This window comes from Sphingobium sp. SA916, from assembly GCF_002894065.1.
Classification (GTDB): domain Bacteria; phylum Pseudomonadota; class Alphaproteobacteria; order Sphingomonadales; family Sphingomonadaceae; genus Sphingobium; species Sphingobium fuliginis.
This window is the reverse complement of sequence record NZ_LXYF01000022.1, coordinates 93794-115055: the sequence shown is the minus strand read 5'-3', so window position 1 is coordinate 115055 and position 21262 is coordinate 93794. Positions and strand designations below refer to the sequence as shown.

22 protein-coding genes are annotated in these 21262 nt (G+C 64.9%); 10 read left to right on the top strand and 12 right to left on the bottom strand.

Annotated features, from left to right (window positions below; all coding sequences use genetic code 11):
* The 3 genes from A8G00_RS25445 to A8G00_RS24715 form a co-directional block, all read left to right on the top strand.
* A partial coding sequence (locus tag A8G00_RS25445; RefSeq protein WP_216365596.1) for a hypothetical protein occupies nt 1-217 on the top strand: 217 nt, incomplete at its 5' end.
* Nucleotides 214-489, top strand: coding sequence for a hypothetical protein (locus A8G00_RS24720; RefSeq protein ID WP_146032560.1), 276 nt, complete (start codon nt 214-216; stop codon nt 487-489). The genes A8G00_RS25445 and A8G00_RS24720, both read left to right, overlap by 4 nt.
* A 94-nt stretch (nt 490-583) precedes the next feature.
* Nucleotides 584-1126 carry a hypothetical protein gene (locus tag A8G00_RS24715; protein ID WP_146032559.1) on the top strand — a complete coding sequence of 181 codons (543 nt, stop codon included), beginning with the start codon at nt 584-586 and terminating at the stop codon, nt 1124-1126.
* A 156-nt stretch (nt 1127-1282) separates the two neighbouring features.
* Here the strand turns inward: A8G00_RS24715 and A8G00_RS04445 are convergent, their stop codons facing one another.
* Nucleotides 1283-3559: an ATP-dependent helicase gene (locus tag A8G00_RS04445; protein WP_025550494.1), complete on the bottom strand. Its 2277-nt coding sequence runs from the start codon at nt 3557-3559 to the stop codon at nt 1283-1285.
* Between the two features lie 106 nt (nt 3560-3665).
* On the opposite strand from A8G00_RS04445, the gene A8G00_RS04440 reads away from it, so the two are divergent.
* A complete protein-coding gene (locus A8G00_RS04440; RefSeq protein ID WP_103000156.1) occupies nt 3666-4061 on the top strand; it encodes a GFA family protein in 396 nt (131 codons plus the stop codon).
* 136 nt (nt 4062-4197) lie between these two features.
* The gene (locus A8G00_RS04435; protein ID WP_253257919.1) at nt 4198-4671 is read left to right on the top strand and encodes a Fe-S oxidoreductase; all 474 of its coding nucleotides are present in this window, start codon (nt 4198-4200) and stop codon (nt 4669-4671) included.
* A gap of 205 nt (nt 4672-4876) precedes the next feature.
* Here the strand turns inward: A8G00_RS04435 and rsmD are convergent, their stop codons facing one another.
* Together rsmD and A8G00_RS04425 are read right to left on the bottom strand one after the other, a co-directional pair.
* Entirely contained in the window at nt 4877-5425 is a 549-nt protein-coding gene (rsmD, locus tag A8G00_RS04430; protein ID WP_103000154.1) for a 16S rRNA (guanine(966)-N(2))-methyltransferase RsmD, read from the bottom strand.
* 59 nt (nt 5426-5484) lie between these two features.
* Entirely contained in the window at nt 5485-6396 is a 912-nt protein-coding gene (locus A8G00_RS04425; RefSeq protein WP_044662098.1) for a pseudouridine synthase, read from the bottom strand.
* A 161-nt stretch (nt 6397-6557) separates the two neighbouring features.
* Between A8G00_RS04425 and A8G00_RS04420 the strand changes: the two genes are divergently transcribed.
* Nucleotides 6558-7016, top strand: a complete 459-nt coding sequence (locus tag A8G00_RS04420; RefSeq protein ID WP_103000153.1) for a response regulator — start codon at nt 6558-6560, stop codon at nt 7014-7016.
* A gap of 94 nt (nt 7017-7110) precedes the next feature.
* A complete protein-coding gene (locus A8G00_RS04415; protein WP_103000152.1) occupies nt 7111-8427 on the top strand; it encodes an MFS transporter in 1317 nt (438 codons plus the stop codon).
* On the opposite strand, the gene A8G00_RS04410 is transcribed toward A8G00_RS04415, so the two are convergent.
* The 7 genes from A8G00_RS04410 to A8G00_RS04380 form a co-directional block, all read right to left on the bottom strand.
* Entirely contained in the window at nt 8412-8852 is a 441-nt protein-coding gene (locus tag A8G00_RS04410) for a DUF6628 family protein (RefSeq protein WP_103000151.1), read from the bottom strand. The genes A8G00_RS04415 and A8G00_RS04410 overlap by 16 nt on opposite strands.
* Before the next feature lie 68 nt (nt 8853-8920).
* Nucleotides 8921-10243: a folylpolyglutamate synthase/dihydrofolate synthase family protein gene (locus tag A8G00_RS04405; protein ID WP_103000150.1), complete on the bottom strand. Its 1323-nt coding sequence runs from the start codon at nt 10241-10243 to the stop codon at nt 8921-8923.
* A 23-nt stretch (nt 10244-10266) separates the two neighbouring features.
* Nucleotides 10267-11118, bottom strand: a complete 852-nt coding sequence (gene accD, locus A8G00_RS04400) for an acetyl-CoA carboxylase, carboxyltransferase subunit beta (RefSeq protein WP_044662102.1) — start codon at nt 11116-11118, stop codon at nt 10267-10269.
* On the bottom strand, nt 11115-11945 hold the full coding sequence (trpA, locus tag A8G00_RS04395) for a tryptophan synthase subunit alpha (protein WP_103000149.1): 831 nt from the start codon (nt 11943-11945) through the stop codon (nt 11115-11117). Before trpA ends, accD begins: the two co-directional genes overlap by 4 nt.
* A gap of 129 nt (nt 11946-12074) precedes the next feature.
* A complete protein-coding gene (trpB, locus tag A8G00_RS04390) occupies nt 12075-13316 on the bottom strand; it encodes a tryptophan synthase subunit beta (RefSeq protein ID WP_103000148.1) in 1242 nt (413 codons plus the stop codon).
* Between the two features lie 90 nt (nt 13317-13406).
* Nucleotides 13407-14051, bottom strand: a complete 645-nt coding sequence (locus tag A8G00_RS04385) for a phosphoribosylanthranilate isomerase (RefSeq protein WP_103000147.1) — start codon at nt 14049-14051, stop codon at nt 13407-13409.
* 41 nt (nt 14052-14092) lie between these two features.
* Nucleotides 14093-14986, bottom strand: a complete 894-nt coding sequence (locus A8G00_RS04380) for a lysophospholipid acyltransferase family protein (RefSeq protein ID WP_103000159.1) — start codon at nt 14984-14986, stop codon at nt 14093-14095.
* A gap of 53 nt (nt 14987-15039) precedes the next feature.
* On the opposite strand from A8G00_RS04380, the gene A8G00_RS04375 reads away from it, so the two are divergent.
* The 3 genes from A8G00_RS04375 to A8G00_RS04365 all read left to right on the top strand — a co-directional run bounded on the left by A8G00_RS04375 (nt 15040) and on the right by A8G00_RS04365 (nt 18112).
* Nucleotides 15040-16158 carry a glycosyltransferase gene (locus A8G00_RS04375; RefSeq protein ID WP_103000146.1) on the top strand — a complete coding sequence of 373 codons (1119 nt, stop codon included), beginning with the start codon at nt 15040-15042 and terminating at the stop codon, nt 16156-16158.
* A gap of 5 nt (nt 16159-16163) precedes the next feature.
* On the top strand, nt 16164-16667 hold the full coding sequence (locus tag A8G00_RS04370) for a YgcG family protein (protein WP_172451772.1): 504 nt from the start codon (nt 16164-16166) through the stop codon (nt 16665-16667).
* Nucleotides 16668-16969: 302 nt separating this feature from the next.
* The gene (locus A8G00_RS04365) at nt 16970-18112 is read left to right on the top strand and encodes an acyltransferase family protein (RefSeq protein WP_103000144.1); all 1143 of its coding nucleotides are present in this window, start codon (nt 16970-16972) and stop codon (nt 18110-18112) included.
* Here the strand turns inward: A8G00_RS04365 and A8G00_RS04360 are convergent, their stop codons facing one another.
* Complete coding sequence (locus tag A8G00_RS04360) at nt 18113-18460, bottom strand: DUF952 domain-containing protein (protein WP_025552078.1); 348 nt, start codon at nt 18458-18460, stop codon at nt 18113-18115. It abuts the gene before it with no gap.
* The gene (gyrA, locus tag A8G00_RS04355; RefSeq protein ID WP_025552080.1) at nt 18457-21192 is read right to left on the bottom strand and encodes a DNA gyrase subunit A; all 2736 of its coding nucleotides are present in this window, start codon (nt 21190-21192) and stop codon (nt 18457-18459) included. The genes A8G00_RS04360 and gyrA overlap by 4 nt, the downstream gene beginning before the upstream one ends.
* Between the last annotated feature and the right edge of the window lie 70 nt (nt 21193-21262).

Genomic DNA, 21262 nt, shown 5'->3' with positions numbered 1-21262 from the left:
ATCATGGGGACACGGAAAATGCTGGCCGCCATTGCAACATAAGGGGAGAGCCTCGCTCAACGCACTCGCATATCTTCGCCCACATGCCTTCAAGCGCCGTACGCCGTTTTTACACAGTCTGGACCAGAAATTGCCGTTTAGCAATCCACAGGCGAAACCCGATAGCCGACATTTCGATGCCTGTTATAATCGTCAGATACTTGGAGAATGTGCGTGAGCGGCGATCAGGAAATTGTTTTTGGAACGGGTGATCGAGCTATCATCGAACCTTGGGACGAAAAGTCTGCGTACCGCTTGGAAAATCTGATTTGCGTAGATGAAACCGGAGTAGAGCGCTGGCGTGCCTCATTGCCGGAAAACAGCGGGCCGGACTGTTTCGTCGCAATCTCAGTGGAAGAAGGCCAGCTAGTCGCAACTACATGGAGCGGTCAACGGATCGAGATTGACAGCATCAGCGGAAAGCATCGGCGAACCGTATTTGTGAAATGATTGTATAGGTCGCCAACCGACCACTTTTGGACACTCAACCGCCCTTTGGAAAAGTCCATTTGCGGACGTTGGGCAGGCAGCTATATCCGACTAAATGGCAAGACCTGAACGCGAAATCGGATGGGATGATGCGCTGATCGATCGCGCTCGCAGCCTATTCCTCGACACGGCTAGACGTTTCAACCTCCAATACGATTGGGATGAGACATCGCCGGTGGGAGCGGCCTGCATTTATCCTGTTCAGAGCGGCCTTGATTTTGATCTATGGCTTTCGTTGGACGCCGACGAGTTCGTCTGCTCCGGCGATCAATGGTATGCAAGCCTTTCACCAGCCGACGACGAAAATAGATGGGAATTGATCGTTCAGTTGGTCGAAGGACTGATAACGGGCGATGCGAGGCTGGTTCTTTACAAGGCAATTGGGTGGTCCAAGCCGTATTGGACTGAAGTGCAACTCCAGATTGATGGCCGATGGAAAAGCGTTTCCACTGGCGCAGGGTGCGCAATCCCTCCAGTGGTTCGACCGACCATTATCCGAAATGGACACCAACCTACGGTCGGCATGTTCCGCCCAGCATTAGGATCGTTACTCATGCTGATTGCAATTATCGGAATGGTTTACTGGATTTCGAAATAGCACGGTATTGTCAGCTAATCGAAAACGCTGCCCGATGGCTGACAGTCGGCTATCCACCCATCTTTATCATTCCCATACAAGACGGCACCTGCCAACCCTATTTCATCCGGTATCTACGTATTGGACGGCGGTCTTGAGAAAAGGCTCGATTGACGGCTAGGCAGGCTGGACGAAGCTGTCCATCACCCGCTTCCGACCCGCCGTTTCGAAATCGATCTCCAGCTTGTTGCCTTCGATCTCCGCCACCGTGCCGTAGCCGAATTTCTGGTGGAAGACGCGCAGGCCGACGCTCATGTCATCCCGCCCCTTGTTGCCGAGTGAGACCGCCGATGCGCGCGCCTCCACGATCCTTGCGGGTTCGCGGGTGAACTGTCCGCTCTGTTGGGCGCGCTGCCACCCGGGGCCGCGACCGGTGCCGCGCTGGACATTGGCGAAGGGATCGGCCCGCTCCGACCAGTTGGCGCGCCAGAGCGAGGCGCCGCCGGACATGCTGCTTTCCTCCTCCACATGTTCGGGAGGCAATTCCCCGACGAAGCGCGAAGGGATGGAGCTGGTCCACTGGCCATAGATGCGGCGGTTGGCGGCGTGCAGGATGACGCAGGACTTCCTCGCCCGCGTGATCGCGACATAGGCGAGGCGGCGTTCCTCCTCCAGGCTGTTGAGGCCGCCTTCGTCGAGCGCGCGCTGGGAAGGGAAGATGCCTTCTTCCCACCCCGCGAGGAAGACCGTGTCAAACTCCAGCCCCTTGGCGGCATGGATGGTCATGATCGTGACCTTGCGCTCGTCCTGTTGCGCCTCATTGTCCATGACGAGGCTTACATGCTCCAGGAATGCGCCCAGCGTCTCATATTCCTCCATGGCGCGGGTCAGTTCGTTGAGGTTCTCCAGCCTTCCCGCGCTTTCGGCGGTGCGTTCGGCCTGGAGCATGGCGGTGTAGCCGCTTTCGTCCAATATCTGTCGGGCCAGTTCGGCATGGGGAAGTTGCACCGCGCGGTCCCGCCAGCGGGCGAGATCGCCGATGAAGGCGCCAAGGCTGCGGCGGGCCTGCGGCGTCATCTCGTCCGTGTCGAGGATTCGCGCGGCGGCGAGGGCAAGCGGAACGCCCTCCGCCCGGGCAAGCCGATGCAGCTTTTCCACGGCCTTGTCGCCCAGGCCGCGCTTGGGGACGTTGACGATCCGTTCGAACGCTAGGTCATCGGCCGGCTGATTGACCAGGCGAAGATAGGCGAGCGCGTCCCGGATCTCGGCGCGTTCATAGAAGCGGAAGCCGCCCACGATGCGATAGGGCAGGCCGATCTGGATGAAGCGGTCTTCGAACTCGCGCGTCTGGTGCTGGGCCCGGACGAGGATGGCGACCCCCTCCAGCGATTGGCCGCTGCGTTCGATCGATTCGATCTCGTCGCCCACGCGCCGCGCTTCCTCCGGCCCGTCCCAGACGCCGATGATGCGGACCTTCTCGCCCACGTCGATGTCGGTCCAGAGCGTCTTGCCCAGGCGATTGCCATTTTCCGCGATCACTCCTGACGCAGCGCCCAATATATGGGGGGTCGAGCGATAATTCTGTTCCAGCCGGACGATCTTCGCGCCGGGAAAATCCTTTTCGAACCGCAGGATATTGGCGACTTCCGCCCCCCGCCATGAATAGATCGACTGGTCGTCGTCTCCCACGCAGCAGATGTTCTTGCGCTGCTGGGCGAGCAGGCGCAGCCACAGATACTGGCTGCTGTTGGTGTCCTGATATTCGTCCACCATGATATAGCGGAAGCGCTGCTGATAGCTTTCCAGCACGTCCCGATGGCGTTTCAGGATCGTCAGAACATGCAGCAGCAAGTCCCCGAAATCGCAGGCATTCACGTCCCGAAGACGCGCCTGATAGGCGGCGTAGAGCTTCTGCCCCTTTCCGTTTGCATAGCCCTCGCTCTCGCCGGCGCCGATTTCCTCCGGCGTCAGCCCCTTGTTCTTCCACTGGTCGATGAGGCCGGCGAGCTGGCGTGCGGGCCAGCGCTTCTCGTCGATTCCCTCCGCCTGGATGAGCTGCTTCATCAGGCGAAGCTGATCGTCCGTGTCGAGGATGGTGAAATTGGATTGCAGCCCCACCAGTTCGGCGTGGCGGCGCAGCATCTTCGCGGCGATGGCGTGGAAAGTGCCCAGCCAGGGCATGCCTTCGACGGCGGGGCCGATCATCCGGCCGACGCGCTCCCGCATTTCGCGCGCCGCCTTGTTGGTGAAGGTGACTGCGAGGATTTCCGAAGGATAGGCCCGACGGGTGGCGATCAGATGGGCGAGGCGAGCGGTGAGCGCCGCCGTCTTGCCCGTGCCGGCGCCTGCAAGCACCAGCACCGGCCCCTCGGTCGTGAGCACGGCCTCCCGCTGGGGTTCGTTCAGCCCCTGGAGATAGGCGGGATCGTCGGGGGAGGGAGCGGGCAGAGTCATGCGCTATCAACTAGGATGCCGGGCGGGAAGCGGCAAGGGCGGGCGGCCCTTGCACCGTTGCTCCTTCTATGAGAACAAAAGGCGAATCATGCAAGGAGTAAAGGCCATGTTCTCGGGGCGGTGCCAATGCGGGGCGATCCATTACGAAGCGCAGGGCGAGCCGGCCTATAGCGCGCTGTGCCATTGTTCGGATTGCCGGAAAAGCGCGGGCGCGCCGATGGTGGGCTGGGCCCTGTTCCCTGAAGAACAGGTGACGGTGACGGGTCGGCCGGCGGCATACCGATCCTCCGACAATGTGACGCGGGAATTTTGCGGAACCTGCGGTACGGGCCTTTTCTACCGCAATGCCGCCGTGTTCCCCGGCATGATCGACATCCAGACCGGAACGCTGGACGACCAGTCGAACCTGCCGCCAGCCATCCACGTCCAATTTGCCGAGGCCGCGCCATGGATGGAGGGCGCGCATCAACTGCCCAAGTTCCAGCGCTACCCCGAGGTCTGAGGCCGACGGGCGGGATCGTCTGGCGGCGCATCCGCAACGGCTCGTCGCCCGGGCCGGAACGCAGGCATCGCGCATCCGGTTCTTTGTTCAGCCCAAACGGCAGAACGGGGCGAGAACAAAGGAAAGGATGATCCCGATGAAATCGATCCTGTTGGCAGGTGCGGCCATATTGGCCTTCGGCACCGGCGTTACCGGCATTGCGATCGCGCAGGACATGCCGGCTTCGGCGCAGCCGCCCGTCGCCGATACGCCGCCTCCGCCCGAGCAGGGCGCGACGCCTGCGACGCCGGCGACCCCCGCCGAGCCGGGAGCAACGCCAGCCAGCCCGGCCATTCCGGCGACGCCCGCGACACGGCCCCCAGCCGCCGATCCCAATGCTGGGCAGCCGACCGGAGCCGTGCCGCCGGACACGGGCATGCAACCGGCTCCTGCCGGCGTTCCGCGTGATCCGTCCGCTCCCGTCGGAACCTCAGCCAATCCTGCGACCGTGGGTGGCAATATGACGCCGCCTCCGACCGAGCAGAAGGATTATCCGCTGTGCAGCAGGACCGTGCAGGATAGCTGCATCAACCGGAGCGAGGCGCCCAAATCCATGCGCAAGCGGCGTTGATGCTTGCAAGACCGGGCATGGCGGCGATCATGGCCGCCAGCCCGGTCCAGCTACGCCGCCGGTCAGGCTGTGCCGGTCGAGCACCGTCGGGAAGATAGCCGTGCTGCTCCCGATATGCCGGGTCGCAGGCTGGGTGCAATGCGCAGCCGCGACGATGGCCCATGGTCATGTCCGTCGCGCCATCACTTCACCCAATCCGCCTGGACTATTCGGCGCGCTCCGTTGCGCGCAGCAGCGTCAGTCGGGCCTTGCCCACGTCACGGGTCGTCTCCACGGTAAAGCCCTTTACCGCCACATCCTCGCGCCGGTCGGTTTCGATGCTGATCCAGCTTGCGGGCCCGGTCCAGCCCAGGCGGCTCAGCTTGTCCAGCGCCACCATGCCAGCGCCGCTCTGATAAGGCGGATCCATGAAGATGAGGTCGAGCGGCTCGCTTGCCGGGCCCAGCGACAGGACGCTGCTCTGGCGGATGTCGGGGCGGATGCCCAGCTTATCGCCATTGGCCCGGATCGCGTCCAGCGCCGCGCGGTCCTGTTCCACGAAGATGCAGCTTGCTGCGCCGCGCGAGAGCGCTTCGAACCCCAGAGCCCCCGAGCCCGCGAAGAAATCGCCAACGCTCAGCCCCTCGAAGGAGCCGATCCGGCTCAGCAGCATGGAAAACAGGGTTTCCCGGGTGCGGTCCGCCGTAGGGCGTGTTGCGTCGCCCTTGGGGGCGGTAAGGGGGCGACCCCGCCATTGGCCTGAAATTATTCTCATGGGCTGGCTCGTTCCAGAAAAGAAGGGCCCCTCGACAGGCTCAGGGCGAACGGAGGGGGTCAGGGTTTCCCAAGGCTCTTGCGGAAGACGACCAGATCGTGCTGCCGCACTTCCTCGACCGCGCCGGATGCCAGCTCGCCCAGATGGAAGGGGCCGTAGCTGGTGCGGATCAACCGGTTCACCTGAAGCCCCAGATGTTCGAGCACGCGGCGGACTTCGCGGTTCTTGCCTTCGGTCAGCGTCATTTCGATCCACTGGTTGCGGCCGGTGCGGCGTTCCAGATTGGCCTCGATCCGGCCATAGCGTATGCCGTCTATCTCCAGCCCGTCGAACAGGTCCTCCAGCTGGTTCTGACTGACTTCACCGAAGGCGCGGGCGCGGTAGGTGCGCGGGACGCCGGTGGAGGGCAGCTCCATCTGCCGCTTGAACTCCCCATCGGTGGTGAGCAGCAGCAGGCCTTCGGTCGTCATGTCGAGCCGTCCGATCGGCATGACGCGCGGCAGGTCGGCGGGCAGCTTGTCATAAATGGTCGGACGGCCGCGGGGGTCGCGTTCGGTCGTCAGGAAACCCGCCGGTTTGTGGAAGAGGAACAGGCGCGCAGGTGCCGGTGCGGCGACCGGATTCCCGTCGACCGCGACGCCGTGCAGCGAAGTGAGGAGGGTGGCGGGGGTCGAAACCGCTTCGCCGTCGAGCGTGATCCGCCCCTCCTCGATCATCCGCTCGATCTCCCGCCGGGAGGCGACGCCTGCGCGGGCGAGCAATTTGGCGATGCGCTGCGGTTCGTTCTTGCCGCTGGCGGCGGCGGCAGCGCGGGCAGGATGGGGATTGGCGGGCTTTGCGGGCGCCGTCCTGGCCTTCTTGACGGGCGGGCGGGCCGGGCGTGATGCCGGCGCCGGTTTGGCGCCCGTCGGACGCCTGGGACCACCGGAGCCCGGCCGACGGGGCGGCCCAGATTTTTTCGGCGGTTCCACGGAAGAGTTCCTTTTCAAAACAGGGTGGCCTTCCCATATCCGGAAGGCCGGGAAATTGACGAATGGTGCTGTCCTTGCGCCCATGCGCCGGGACGACGGGAAACCCCTTCGGGGCCTTACACGTTGGTCGGGTGAATGGCGCAAATGGGGCGGATCGGCAAATGTTTTTCGGGCTGGTAAAAGGGGAAGCCGAAGCGCGGGGGCGGCGCAAGGCCATACGCAGCGTGCTGGTGGTCGAGGACGAACCGCTGGTCGCCTTCGACAATGAGCATGTGCTGGAAATGGCCGGCTATCGCGTGGCCGCGACCGTCGACGAATATGCCCATGCAGTCACCATCATGCAGGAGGAAAGCGTCGATCTGGTGATCGCGGATGTGACCCTGCATGGGGAGAAGACCGGCATCGATCTTGCGCGCTTTGCGGCGGGCAAGGGCGTGGCGGTGTTGTTCGTGACGGGGGCCTGCCCTGTCGACGCGCGGGAAATGGCCCTGGGATGCCTGGCCAAGCCCTATGCGCCGCGCGATCTGCTGGCGGCGGTCGATGTCGTGGATGCCCTGCTTCGGGGAAAGGCATTGCCCCGTTTTCCCGTCGGTCTTCACCTGTTCGAGGATGCCGCCTGATCCGGGCCCGGTTATAAGATTGCCGGACGGCTTGCCTCCACCGCATTTGCCCATATGGTGGCCCGGATAATCATTCCCGGGGGCGCACCAATTTATGACCGACATCGCGAAGGGCTCGGCCAACTGGCTGGATGCGGTGAAGCCCTATGTGCAGAAGGCGCCTTTGGGGGCATTTTTTCTCGGCATATCGTCGGGCTTTCCCTATGCGATGATCGGTGCGACGCTGACCACCCGGCTGGCGCAGGACGGCATCGACAAGAAGGCCGTGACGGCCTTCACCCTTGCCTTCCTGGTCTATAATCTCAAATGGCTGTGGGCCTGGGTCGTCGACGGCGTTCGGTTGCCGGTCATCGGCCGGTTGGGGCAGCGGGTGAGCTGGCTGCTGGTCGCGGGGGTGTTCGTGATGGCGGCGGTCGCCAATCTGGCGCTGGTCGATCCCACCACCGGCCTTTTGCAGACGGCCTATGCGGCGATCCTGGTCGGCGTCGCGGGCGCCACTTTCGACATCGTGATCGACGCCTACCGGATCGAGACATTGCGGCCGGAGCAATTGGGCGTCGGGTCGGGCATGTCGCAATATGGCTGGCGCATCGGATCGGTCGCGGCCGGTGCGCTGGCGCTGGTGCTGGCGGCCCGGATCGGCTGGCATGGCGCCTATCTGGCCTGCGCCATATTCGCGCTTCCCGCGATGCTGACCGGGCTGGTGCTGGGCGAGCCGGAGCGGCACCGCGAACCCACCGCGCGGCGGGGTCTGGGCGAAGTCTGGGAGTCGATCGCGGGGCCGCTGGTGGAATTCTTCCGCCGGCGCGGCGCCTGGCTGGTGCTGCTGTTCATCCTGCTGCACAAGATCGGGGATACGCTGGCCAACCTCACCTTCCGCCTGCTGTTCGACGACATGGGTTACACCAATGACGAAATCGCCATCTACGACGTCGGGATCGGCTTCTGGGCCTATCTGATCGGAATTTTCGTCGGCGGCGTGCTGTATGCGCGCATGGGAATGAAGCGGTCGGTGCTGGTCAGCCTCTTGCTGATGGGCGTCTCCAACTTCAGCTTCGCGCTGCTGGCGGCGCTGGGCAAGAGCAACTGGGGCATGGCCGGCGCGATCGGCTTCGAAAATTTCGCGAGCGGCATCGGCGGGGTGACGGTGGTCGCCTATTTCTCCGCGCTCTGCGACCTGCGCTTCACCGCCGCGCAATATGCGCTGATTTCTGCGGCGGCGAGCATCGTCGGACGGTTCCTGACGGGGACGACGGCGGGCGCGATGATCGAACGGTTCGGCTATGTCGATTTCTACCTGCTGACCACGGCGCTGGCGGTGCCGGGCATCGTCCTGTTCTGGCTGATGATGCGCGCAGGATTGATCGACGCCAGTGTCGGGAGCGCGGCAGCGCCTCAGCCCGCGGCGTAAAGGTCAAGCGGCCGACCGAGGTCGCGATGCGCCTGGGCGACCGCTTGCAGGCAGGTGAGCGCGCCCAAGGCATGGTCATTGCCCAGCAGCGCGGCGACATCGTCATAAGCCGAGCGGGGGCTGCGCAGCGCACTGCCGATCGCCTGAATCATCAGCGCCTCGTCGCTCGTCATGCGCGAACAACAGCAGGGTGCGATCAATATCCTGCGGCTGGATGTCCGCGCCAGTTCCAGCATCATCGCCCGCATCAGCACGAGCGGGCGGCGATAGCTGCGGCCGAAGGCGCCCAGCATCGCATTGGCGGCATGGGCATCGTTGACCCCCGCCATCGCCATGCGGCGCATCACATAGAGGAACAGCCGGTTGCCGTAGCCGCCGGGAAGCGGACGGGGCTGATCGAGGGAGGGGGACTCTCCATGGGCCATGCGTTCGTACCTTCTGCCTTGTCGTCGGAAGGCAAGAGTACGCTATTGCGAGTCAATCGCAAGTAAATTCAGTCGGGATATTGACCGTTCAGTCGCAAAATTTCTCCGGCCAAATAGAGCGAGCCGGAAATCAGCAGCTTGGGTTCACGGCCCGGCTGAGCGGCGACGGCGGCAATGGCGTCTTCGGGGCCCGCATGCGCGGTGCAGGCAATGCCCCACCGATCGGCAACGGCGGCGAAGCGTTCCGGCGGATGATGATCGTGACCTGGCACCGGCAGGGCGTGGATATGCGCGATCCGGCCGGCAAAGGGATGGAGATAGGCGTCCAGTTCCTTGTTCGACAGCATGCCGATCATCAGTTCGAGCTTATGCCCCTCAAGCCGCTCGCTGCTGAAAAAGGCGCTGATCGCCTCGCCCGCGCCGGCATTGTGGCCGCCGTCCAGCCAGGCCTCGGTCCCTTCGGGAAGAGGCGCGAGCAAGGGACCATGGTCCAGCCTTTGCAGGCGGGCCGGCCAATGCGCCCAGAGCGGAGCGGCCTTCAACGCGGCTTCGCTGACGGGCACGACATTCTGGTGTCGCAGCATGGCGAAGGCGAGGGCGGCATTATGGATCTGATGTGCGCCGGGCAGGCGCGGCAAGGGCGTGTCGAGCCGCCCCTGATCGTCGCGATAATGGAGGCGGTCCCGGTAGGCCGCCGCGTCCCAGCTCTCGCCCATGGCGAACCAGTGGGTCCGGTTGCGGGCGGCGGCCTCCAGCATCACGGGGAAAAGCGCGTCGGCATAGCGCTGCGTCACCAGCGGCGCCCCGGGCTTGGCGATGCCGGCCTTTTCGGCGGCGATTTCCCTGATCGTGGTGCCGAGGAAGCTTTGATGGTCGAGGCCAAGCTGCGCGATACCGCAGATCGCGGGTTTTTCGATGATGTTGGTGGCGTCAAGGCGGCCGCCAAGGCCCACTTCCACGATGCAGGCGTCGGCTGGATGTTCGGAAAAGGCAAGGAAAGCGGCGGCTGTGGTGACTTCGAAGAAGCTGGCGCCGATTCCTTCCGCAACGTCGAGCACGCGCGAGAGGTAATGAGCCAGCGCCTCGTCGGAGATCAGCTTGCCGCTGATGCGGATGCGCTCGTTGAAGCGGACCAGATGGGGAGAGGTGAAGACATGGACCGTCTTCCCGTCCGCCTCCAGCGCGGCGCGCAGGAAGGCGCAGGTCGAGCCCTTGCCATTGGTGCCCGCAACGTGGAAGACGGGCGGCAGGGCGCGATGGGGGTTGCCGATGCGGTCAAGCAGGCGGGCGATGCGGTCCAAACCCAATATGTCGGCGCCCGGCGACAGCGTTGCGAGGCGGTCGAGCTGGGCCTGGACGGCGGGATCGTCGGAGACGGCGTGGTCGGCCATCGGCGCTGGTCTCCCCGATGACCTCAGGCCGCGGCGCGAGGGGCGAGGTAGCCGATCACCCGGGCCAGCGTGTCGCGCAGTTCGCTGCGATGGACGACCATGTCCAGCATGCCGTGCTCCAGCAGATATTCCGCGCGTTGGAAGCCGTCGGGCAGCTTTTCGCGGATCGTGCTTTCGATGACGCGCTGGCCCGCAAATCCGATGAGCGCATTGGGCTCCGCGATCTGGATGTCGCCCAGCATGGCGTAGCTGGCCGTGACGCCGCCGGTCGTCGGATCGGTCAGCACCACGATATAGGGCAGGCCCGCCGCGTGAAGCTTCTGGATGGCCACGGTGGAGCGCGGCATCTGCATAAGGGAAAGTATGCCCTCCTGCATGCGCGCGCCGCCCGCTGCGGTGAAGATCACATAGGGGCATTTGTGGGCAATGGCTTCGTTGACGCCCTGGATGAAGGCGGCGCCGACGCCCATGCCCATGGAACCGCCCATATAGGCGAAATTCTGCACGCCCATGACAAGCGGCACGTCATCGATGGCGCCCCGCGCGTTGATCAGCGCGTCCTGGTCGCCCGTTGCGGCGCGTGCGGCCCTGATGCGGTCCGGATAGCGCTTGGAATCACGGAACTTGAGCGGGTCTTCCTGCACCTGCGGGGTCGGCAGCAGGATGAAACCGGCATCGAGTATCTGTTCGAACCGCTCCGCAGGTCCGATGCGGCCATGATGGTCGCAGCGCGGGCAGACGGAAAGATTGTCCTCCCACTCCTTGATGAAGATCATCTCGGCGCAGGAGGGGCATTTGTGCCACAGCGTTTCGGCGGTGGTTTCCTTCTTCGCCATGAAGGGCAGGGCGTTGCGGACGCGGTTGATCCAGCTCATGCGGCGGTCTCCCGGAAATGAGGGCTGTTGGCGTTCAGCGCGCCGCGAAGGGCAGCGACGAACTCCTTGACGAAGGGGGCGGCGGCGTCGCCGTGCGAGCCGATGATGTCGACGATGGCGGACCCCACCACCACGCCGTCGGCCACGCGGCCAATGGCGGCAGCCTGTTCGGCGGAACGCACGCCGAATCCCACCGCGATGGGAAGGTCGGTGGCGGTCTTCAGCCGGGCCACCGCCTGTTCGACGGCAGCCTGGGCGGCCTGCTGCTTGCCGGTGATGCCTGCGACGGCGACATGATAGAGGAAGCCGCTGGCGCCGTTCAGCACGGCTGGCAGGCGGGCCGCGTCGGTCGTCGGCGTGGCGAGGCGGATCAGGTGGATGCCGGCCGCGCGCAGGGCGGGACCGATTTCGGCGTCTTCCTCCGGCGGCACGTCGACGCAGACCACGCCGTCGACGCCTGCGGCGCTGCAGTGGTCGGCGAACCATTGGGGGCCGCGCACGAGCATCGGATTGGCATAGCCCATCAGGACCAGCGGGGTTTCAGGGTGCCTGGTGCGGAAGGCGCTGGCGAGGGCGAAAATATCCTTCGTCTTCGTTCCGGAGCCGAGGCTGCGCAGGTTCGCCAGTTCGATGGCGGGGCCGTCGGCCATCGGATCGGTGAAGGGCATGCCGAGTTCGATGATGTCGGCGCCGCCCTCTACCAGTGCATCGAGGATCGCGGGGGTGTCGGCCACGCTGGGGTCGCCCGCCGTCACGAAGGTGACGAGCGCGGCGCGGCCCTGCGATTTGCAGGCGGCAAAGCGGGCGGAGAGGCGGTCAACGGTCATATCGAATTCCCAAACCCGACACGCAACGCGCTCCCGCGAAGGTGGCAGCCCGGTCCACGGGTCGCGTGAACAGGTGACGGTTGAACGGGGTTGCTGCCTTCGCAGGAGCAAGACATATGGCGGGCGAGGTCATATCTCCACCCCCAGGGCGCTCGCCACGGTGAAGATGTCCTTGTCGCCGCGGCCGGACAGGTTGACGACGATGATCCGGTCGGCGTCGAGCGTAGGCGCGACCTTTTCCGCGCTGGCGATCGCATGGGCGGATTCGAGCGCGGGGATGATGCCTTCCAGCGCGGAGAGCTTCTGGAAGCTGGCGAGCGCTTCGTCGTCTGTGATGGGCATATATTCGACACGGCCGATTTCATGCAGCCAGCTATGTTCAGGCCCGATGCCGGGATAGTCGAGACCGGCGGAGATGCTGTGCGCTTCGGTGATCTGCCCGTCTTCGTCCTGGAGCAGATAGGTGCGGTTGCCGTGCAATATGCCCGACTTGCCGCCGGCCAGGCTCGCCGCATGCTTGCCGGCCAGGCCTTCGCCCGCCGCTTCGACGCCGATCATCCTGACCTCCGCATCGTCGAGGAAGGGATGGAACAGGCCGATGGCGTTGGAACCGCCGCCGACCGGCGCGATCAGCATGTCGGGCAGGCGGCCTTCCAGTTCCAGTATCTGTTCGCGCGCTTCCCGGCCTATGACGGACTGGAAGTCGCGCACCAGCTCCGGATAGGGGTGCGGCCCGGCCGCCGTGCCGATGATGTAGAAAGTGTCGTGCACGTTCGACACCCAATGGCGCAGCGCATCGTTCATCGCGTCCTTCAGCGTCTGCGATCCCGAAACCACGGGGATCACCTCCGCGCCCAGCAGCTTCATGCGGAAGACGTTGGGCTTCTGCCGCTCCACATCCTTCGCGCCCATGAAGATCTTGCATTCCATGCCGAACAGGGCGGCGACGGTCGCCGTGGCGACACCGTGCTGGCCCGCGCCGGTTTCGGCAATGACCTTCTTCTTGCCCATGCGCCGGGCGAGCAGCGCCTGGCCGATGCAATTGTTGATCTTGTGCGCGCCGGTGTGGTTCAGTTCCTCGCGCTTCAGATAGATTTTCGCGCCCTTGCCCGGTGCGGCTTCGGCGCGCAGCGCTTCGGTCAGGCGCCCGGCATAGTAAAGCGGGTTCGGGCGGCCGACATAGCTGCGCAGCAATTCGGTGAATTCGGCGTCGAAGGCCGGGTCCTGCCTGGCGTCCCTGTAGACCTTCTCCAGCTCCAGAATGAGCGGCATGAGGGTTTCGGCCACATAACGGCCGCCAAAGGAACCGAAATGGCCGGAGGCGTCGGGCTGTGAACGCAGGCTGTTGGGCAGGGTAATGCTGTCGGTCATCGCTTCTATCTCTTCAGTCATGGGGTTGGATCACCTGGGCAAGTGATCAACGCCATCGAAGGCCGATGCGTTCTAAAAGGATGCTCTGCGTCAACATGCCGACGCCGCATTGCAGAAGGCCATGATCTTGTCCACACTCTTGATGCCGGGCGCGCTTTCGACGCCGGACGAAACATCGACCAGCGGCGCGCCTGTGATGCGGACGGCTTCGGCCACATTGTCGATGCCTAGGCCTCCGGAAAGACCCCAGGGCAACGACAGGGAAGCGCCGCGCAGCAGCGTCCAGTCGAAGCGCAGGCCCATTCCGCCGGGGAGAGCCGCGCCTTCGGGCGTCTTGGCGTCGAACAGGATGAAATCGGCAGCGCCCGCATAGGCGCTCGCGGCGTCGATGTCGGCGCGAGTCTTCACCGGAATGGCTTTCCAGACGGGAATGCCGAAGCGCTGACGAATGGCCGCCACGCGTTCGGGATTTTCCTTCCCATGTAGCTGAAGGGCGGTGAGGGCGCCCGTGGCGCTGAGATCGGCCAGTGTCTCGTCGGTTGGATCGACCAGCACGGCGACGCGCCCGACATGGGATGGGACGGGCGCTGCCAGGGCGCGCAACCGGTCCGCTTCTACATGACGGGGGCTTTTGGGGAAATGGACGAATCCCAGATGCGTGGCGCCCGCGCGCATGGCGGCGCCGACCGTGTCAGGCGTCGAAAGGCCGCAGATCTTGATGGCGAGTCGGGACATGGGGGCGCTTTAGCGGGTGCGGCAGGGCGTGAGAACCGCTTTCATCCCGCCACCTGTTCGCTCCGGGAAGCCACAAGGGCGGGGGAAGCAGCCGTCAGGTCCATATCGTGCAACGCCAGCCATTGGTCCGCATGGTCGATGCATGCCTTGCCCAGATAGGCGTCGATGGCGTCGAGCAGTTCCGCTTCCTCCATGGCCTTGGGGTCGAGCGGCGGGTGCCAGTCGAGATGGAAGTGCGCGCCCTTCGTCCGGGCGAGGGTGAAGGGCAGGAAGCGGGCATTGCTGCGCCGGGCGAGGCGCAGGGCGATGGAAAGATTGCCCGACGGTTCGAGGTCGCGGCCGAAACGGGGAAACCAGACCTGCCGGTCGCGTCGTTCGTCCACGAGGATATAGAGCATCGGGCGCTCCTTTTCCGAAAGGTGCCGCAGGATGGCGCGGGCCGCGCCGCTGCTGCCCGTGATCGCTTCCCCCATATAGCTTTCCCGCGCCCGCTTCAGCATCGCGGCCTGCGCCGCATTGTCCGGCGGATCGTAGACGCCCAGGCCGGGGCGGTCGGTCGACGCCTTCAGATGGGCGGCGAGCAGGTCCCAATTGCCGATATGGGTCGTCAGGAAAATCATCGGCCGTGGCGAAGCCAGCGCTTCCCGATAGGCTGCCTCGTCCGCGATGGTCACGTGCCGGTCGTTCACCAGCCGGTCGACATTGGCGAGTTCGGCCATGGTGCGGCCCAGATTGAACCAGCGGCGGGTGAGCATCCTCTCCTGGGTTGCCTGGTCCAGTTCGGGGCGCAGGACGGCAAGGTTCCTGCGGGCTCGTTCATCCCGCAATTTCATGGACCTGCGCGCGACATTGGCCGACAGCCAGCCTCCCAGCCAGGAGGCGAGGGATGCCGGAAGGATACGGAGGAGGGTGAAGAGAAAGGGGTTGGAGAGCATCGCGCCTGCCGTCATACAGCAGCGGTCGGGGCGGTAAAGGGCTTGGATTTGCGATGAGTTGGGCCTTGGGGCTTTGGGTGATCATGCAGGGGCTGAGCGTGATCGGCGTGCTCAACTATTGGCGGCATCTGCCGACGGACCGGCAGGAGGAGGGGCCGGAGGGCGTCGTCGTGCTGCTGTCGGTGCGGGACGATTGGGATGGGAGCCCCGGTCTCATCGCGCGGCTGAAGGCGCAGACGGCCCGGTTCCGGCTGGTGGTCGCCACCTCCGGCGCATGCGCGGCGGCGGAGGCGATGGCTGTGCGCGAGGGGGATTGGGTGCAGCTCGTTCGTGCCGGCATCGCCGGGGACGAGGGGCAGAAGGTTCACAAGCTGCGCGCGGCCCTGCGCTCCCTGCGGGAGGCCGATCGCTATCTGGTTTTCGTGGATGCGGACATCATGCCGCCGCCGCGGCTGGTGGGCCGGCTGCTCTTTCCCCTGGTGCGGGGAAAGGCCGAAATCGTGACGGGATACCGGCTGTTGTTGCCCGAAGCGGGCGTGGCGGCTGCGCTGGTGGGCGCGGTTGAAATGCAACTGGCGACTCTGCCCAGAGCCGCGAGCGCGACCATGCCCTGGGGCGGGGCCATGGCGCTGACGCGGGAGACGGCGGAGCGGCTGGAACTGGATGCCGCGCTGGCGGGGCGGCTGTCCGACGACATGGCGATCGGGCTGGCCGGATGGCGGGCGAAGCTGCGGTTGCGGCCGGTGCGCGATCTGCTGGTCGCCAGTCCGCTGGCGCGGCAAGGGGCGCTGGCTTTCGCCGTGCGGCAGTATCGCCATGTCCTGACCAACAGTCCGGGCATGTGGGGGATCGCCTGCGCCGTAGCGGGCGTGCAGGCGCTGGGCTGGGTCTGGGCGGTGGGATGGGGCGGCTGGAGCGCCGTGGCGGTGGGTTATGCAGCGGCTCTCGGCCGGGCGCTGGCGCGGCGGCGGATCGTCGCGGGCGTGCTGGAACCCGGCGAGGCGCGGACGGCGCGGCGGTCGCTCCGGTGGGACGTGCTGGCGCCATTTGCCGTGTGCTGGGCGCATTGGGGAATTCAGTTGGCGGCGGCCTGCTCCAACCGGATCAGATGGGGTGGCTATGATTATTGGATGAGGAACGGAAAGGTCGCGCGGATGGAGAAGGTGGGATGAGGAGCATGCCGGTCCGCCTTCTGCTGCTCAGCGCCGCTGCGCTGGCGATCCCCGGCCTGAAAGCGCAAACGGCGCCTCAGGAAATAGCCCGGCCTGTCAAACCGGCCGTGGCGCTGGCCGGGTGGGTGACCGATGCAGCCGGTATTTTCAGTGACGGGCAGAAGGAAGCGCTGTCCCGGAAGCTGGAAAAACTGGAGCGATCGACCAGGCACCAGATGGTTGTCGCCACCGTGGCGTCCCTTGACGGGGCGGAGATCGGATCGTTCACCACCGATCTGGCGAACCAGTGGGGCATCGGGCGCAAGGCCCATGACGATGGCGTGGTCCTGCTGGTCGCCCCGAACGAGCAGTTGGTCCGCATAGCCGTGGGCTTTGGGCTGGAAAGCGTGTTGACGGACGCCTATTGCCAGGGCGTCATCGACAAAAAGATGATCCCCCATTTCCGAAAGGGCGATCTTTACGGCGGCGTGAACGCCGGTGTCGACGCACTGATCAAGCGGCTGGATTGAGCCGTCCATTCATCCAGGGACAGCCGCTCTGTTCCCGTATTTCTCCGCTCTTTCCGGGCCAGTGGCTATTCCGTCGCTTGCGAATTGTCCTAGGCTGTGTGGGGATTCAGCTCATGGCGGGCTGCAAATGGCGGCTTTCTGCGTTTCCAGTGCTCACGTACCTTGAGTACGCTCCGCGCCGGTTCTCGAAATCCACCATTTTCGCTCCACCCTGAACTCAATCCCCACATATCCTAGGCGATCGCCCTTAATGGCTTTCGACGCCGGAAACGCCTATCCAGCAAAGAAAAATCGGGCGCACGATGAGCGAGCGAAAGGCGTCATCGATGCAATGCGCGACACAACGTTGGGAGTGGCTGGACTGTGCCAAGGGAATTGGCATCGTCACTGTCGTGGTGGGCCATGCGGTCACGGGGCGGCTGCATGACTGGATCTACCTGTTCCACATGCCGCTGTTCTTCATCCTGTCGGGCATAGCCTATCATTCCGAACCGTCCGCGCAGTTGATCTACAAGCGCGTCTTTTCCCTGTTGCTGCCTTATGGCTGCTTCCTCACATTGCTGACGGGCATGCAGGACGCCGGCATGATGCTGGATGGAAAAAGCTGGTCCGCGATCTTCCATTCCGACCTGCTGCTGGCCCGGCGCATGCTGTTCGGCGGGCGGCAGCTTACCGGCTGGTTCGGAACGGCCTGGTTCATCACCGTCCTTTTCGGGGCGCAGGTCGCCTTCAACGCCATGGCCCGGCGCATGGGGGAGGGGTGCGGGGTGCGGTTGATCCCGCTGCTCCTGCTGATGCTGGTCATCGCCTATCCGCTGGGCGGCTATTCGCTGGCGTGGAATATGGCGGTGCTGCCCATGGCGATATTCTTCCTCGGCATCGGCAGCCTTTGGGCATCGACCTTCCTGCTGGGAGGCGAGCCGGTGCTCGAAGGCCCGGTGCACCTGCTGATCGCCATCGTGACGCTGTTGCTGACGCCCTTCATCCTGCCGATGGACATGAAGTTCGGCCATTATGGCTCGGCCCTGACCAGCGTCGCAGGGGCGATCGGATGGTCGCACATGATCGTGTGGCTGAGCCGGTGGCTGGCATCGGGGCCGCTGACGCCGCTTGGCATCGGCCGCAAATTCGCCCTGCTGGGACGGGCGTCCCTCGTGATCCTCTTCATGCACAGGATGGTGCTGATCGAGACGCAGCCATGGTGGCCCGCCTCCGTGCGCATCGTGGCGGCGCTGGCGGTCCCGGTCCTGTTCTATCTGCTGATCGAAAGAAGCTCGCCAATCGTTCGGCTGGGCCTGCTGGGACTGCGCCGGCCGGTCCCGCCACCGGCATGGGTGCGCAGGATCGACGGACTATTGCATCATCCCGCCATGGCTGTCAGGGCGCAGGGGGTCATGACGGCGCCGCCGCCTGCCGCGCGGGCGCGCCGCGCCAGAGGCCGGTGATCAGAAACCCGCCGGAAAGAGATGCCTGCCCTGCTCGTCCAGGCGCAGGACCACCTTGCCTGCAACGGCGCTGAGCGGCAGGTCGCCATAGAGGTGCGGGAAGAGGGCGCCGCCGCGCGACTCTTCCCATTTCAGCGCGTCCCCGAAAGGCGCCAGGTCGACCATCAGCATCACCAGATGGTCCTGCCCCGCAAAATGCCTGGCGGCGGTTTCGGCAGCCTGTTCGCGGGTCGACATGTGGATATAGCCATCCGCAAGATCGACCGGCGCGCCCTTGAACACGCCGTCCGCCTTCAACTGGTCATACTGATCCCCGGTCAGGATCTTGTAGGCGAAGAGGTCTGTCACTCTTCGGCCAGGTCCGGATCGGCTTCGGGGCTGACGTCCGGGCTGACTTCCAGGCCGGCGGGGGTGCTCACCTCCGTCTCCTCGTCGCTTTCCTCGATCTTCGCCGCGCTGACGACATGCTCGTCGTCGGACACGTTGAAGAGGCGCACGCCCGCCGAGCTGCGGCCGATGACGCGGAGGGATTCAAGGCCCATGCGGATCAGCTTGGCCTGGTCGGTGACGAGCATCAGATGGTCGCCGTGCCGCGCCGGGAAGCTGGCGACAACAGGACCGTTGCGGCCGATATTGTCGATATTGGTGATGCCCTGCCCACCGCGTCCGGTGCGGCGATAGTCATAGGCCGAGGACAGCTTGCCATAGCCGTTCGCGCAGACGGTGAGGATGAACTGTTCCTTGGCCGCCAGTTCGGCAAAGCGTTCCGCGCTCATCTGCGGCGAGCCTTCCTTCTCCGCCTTCCAGGGGGCGAAGCGGAGATAGTCGTCGCGTTCTTCCTGATCCTTGATGCCGGCGCGATGAAGGATGGAGAGCGAGATGACCTCATCGTCCTTCTTCAGCGTCATGCCGCGCACGCCGGTGGAGGTGCGGCTCTGGAATTCGCGCACGTCCGTCGCCTGGAAACGGATCGCCTTGCCCTGGCGAGTGGCGAGCAGCACGTCATCCTCTTCGGTGAGCAGCGCCACGCCGATCAGGCGGTCGCTGCTTTCATCGTCGAAGCGCATCGCGATCTTGCCATTCGACGGGATGTTGGCGAAGGCGTCCATGCTGTTGCGGCGCACCGTACCGTTCGCGGTGGCGAACATGACGTGCAGATCCTTCCAGCTCTCCTCATCCTCGGGCAGCGGCAGCACGGTCTGGATCGTCTCGCCGGGGCCGAGCGGCAGCAGGTTCACCATCGGCCGCCCGCGCGTCGCCGGTCCGCCTTCGGGCAGGCGCCAGACCTTGAGGCGATAGACCTTGCCCGCCGTCGAGAAGAACAGGACCGGCGTATGGGTGGAGGTCACGAACAATTCGGTGATCGCGTCCTCATCCTTCGTCGCCATGCCGGAACGGCCCTTGCCGCCGCGCGCCTGGGCGCGGAAGCTCTCCAGCGGGGTGCGCTTGATATAGCCCTGTACGGTGACGGTGACGACCATCTCCTCCCGCTCGATCAGGTCTTCGTCGTCTATGCCGTCGGCGGCGGCGGTGATCTCCGACAGGCGCGGGGTGGCGAAGTCGCGCTCGATCGCCTCGAACTCCTCGCGCATCACGGCGTAAAGCTTCACGCGGTCGCCGAGGATGGCGAGATATTCGGCAATGGCGGCGGCGAGTTCCGCCAGTTCATTGCCGATCTCATCCCGCCCGAGCGCGGTCAGGCGATGCAGGCGCAGGTCGAGGATCGCGCGGACCTGCGTGTCCGACAGGCGATAGCTGTCGCCGCTGACTTCCGTTTCGATCGCTTCCACCAGACGCAGATAGGGCGCGATCTCCGCCACCGGCCAGTCGCGGGCGAGCAGGGTTTCGCGCGCTTCGGCAGGGCTGGCCGAGCCCCGGATGATGCGGACGACTTCGTCGAGGTTCGTGACCGCGATGACGAGGCCCAGCAAGATATGCGCGCGGTCGCGGGCCTTGTTGAGCTCATATTTGGTGCGGCGGGTGATGACCTCTTCGCGGAAGCGGACGAACGCCTCTATGATGTCGCGGATGTTGAGCAGTTCCGGGCGGCCGCCGCGAATGGCGAGCATGTTGGCCGGGAAGCTCGACTGGGCGGGGGTGTTGCGCCACAGCTGGTTCAGCACGACTTCGGGCGTGGCGTCGCGCTTCAGGTCCATGACGATCCGCACGCCTTCGCGGCTCGATTCGTCGCGAATGTCGCTGATCCCCTCGATCCGCTTGTCCTTGGCCGCTTCGGCGATCTTTTCGACCAGGCCGTTCTTGCCGACCTGATAGGGAATTGCGGTGAGGACGATGGAACGGCGGTCGCCGCGTCCTTCCTCGATTTCGTGCCGGGCGCGCATCATGATCGAGCCGCGGCCCGTATGATAGGCGCTGCGGGCGCCGGATTGGCCGAGGATGAGCGGCGCGGTCGGGAAGTCGGGGCCGGGGACGATCTGGATCAGTTCGTCCACGGTGATGCCGGTGTTGTCGATATAGGCCAGGCAGGCGCGGATCACTTCGCCAAGGTTATGCGGCGGGATGTTGGTCGCCATGCCGACCGCGATGCCGCCCGCGCCGTTGACCAGCAGGTTGGGGAAGCGCGCGGGCAGGACCTGCGGCTCGCTTTCCGAAGCGTCGTAGTTCGGCTGGAAATCGACGGTGTCCTTGTCGAGATCGTCCAGCAGGGCGTTCGTCACCTTGGCGAGCCGCGCTTCGGTGTAGCGCATGGCCGCCGGCGGGTCGGGGTCCATGGAGCCGAAATTGCCCTGCCCGTCGATCAGCGGCACGCGCATCGACCAGTCCTGGGTCATGCGCGCCAACGCGTCGTAGATCGCCGTGTCGCCATGGGGGTGATATTTACCGATCACGTCGCCGACGATGCGGGCCGACTTGCGATAGGGCTTGTTGTAGGTGAAGCCCGATTCATGGGCGGAAAAGAGAATGCGGCGATGCACCGGCTTCAGGCCGTCGCGCACGTCCGGCAGGGCGCGGGCGACGATCACCGACATGGCATAGTCGAGATAGCTCGCCTTCATCTCCTCCACGATGGAGATGGGGCTGATGTCCGAAGGGTCGGCGAGGGCAGTCTCGTCGGTCAATGCGATTCTCTTTTTGGATGGATATGGTTCGTTGCTGCTGCACTAGCGGAGCGAAACAATATTGTCACCC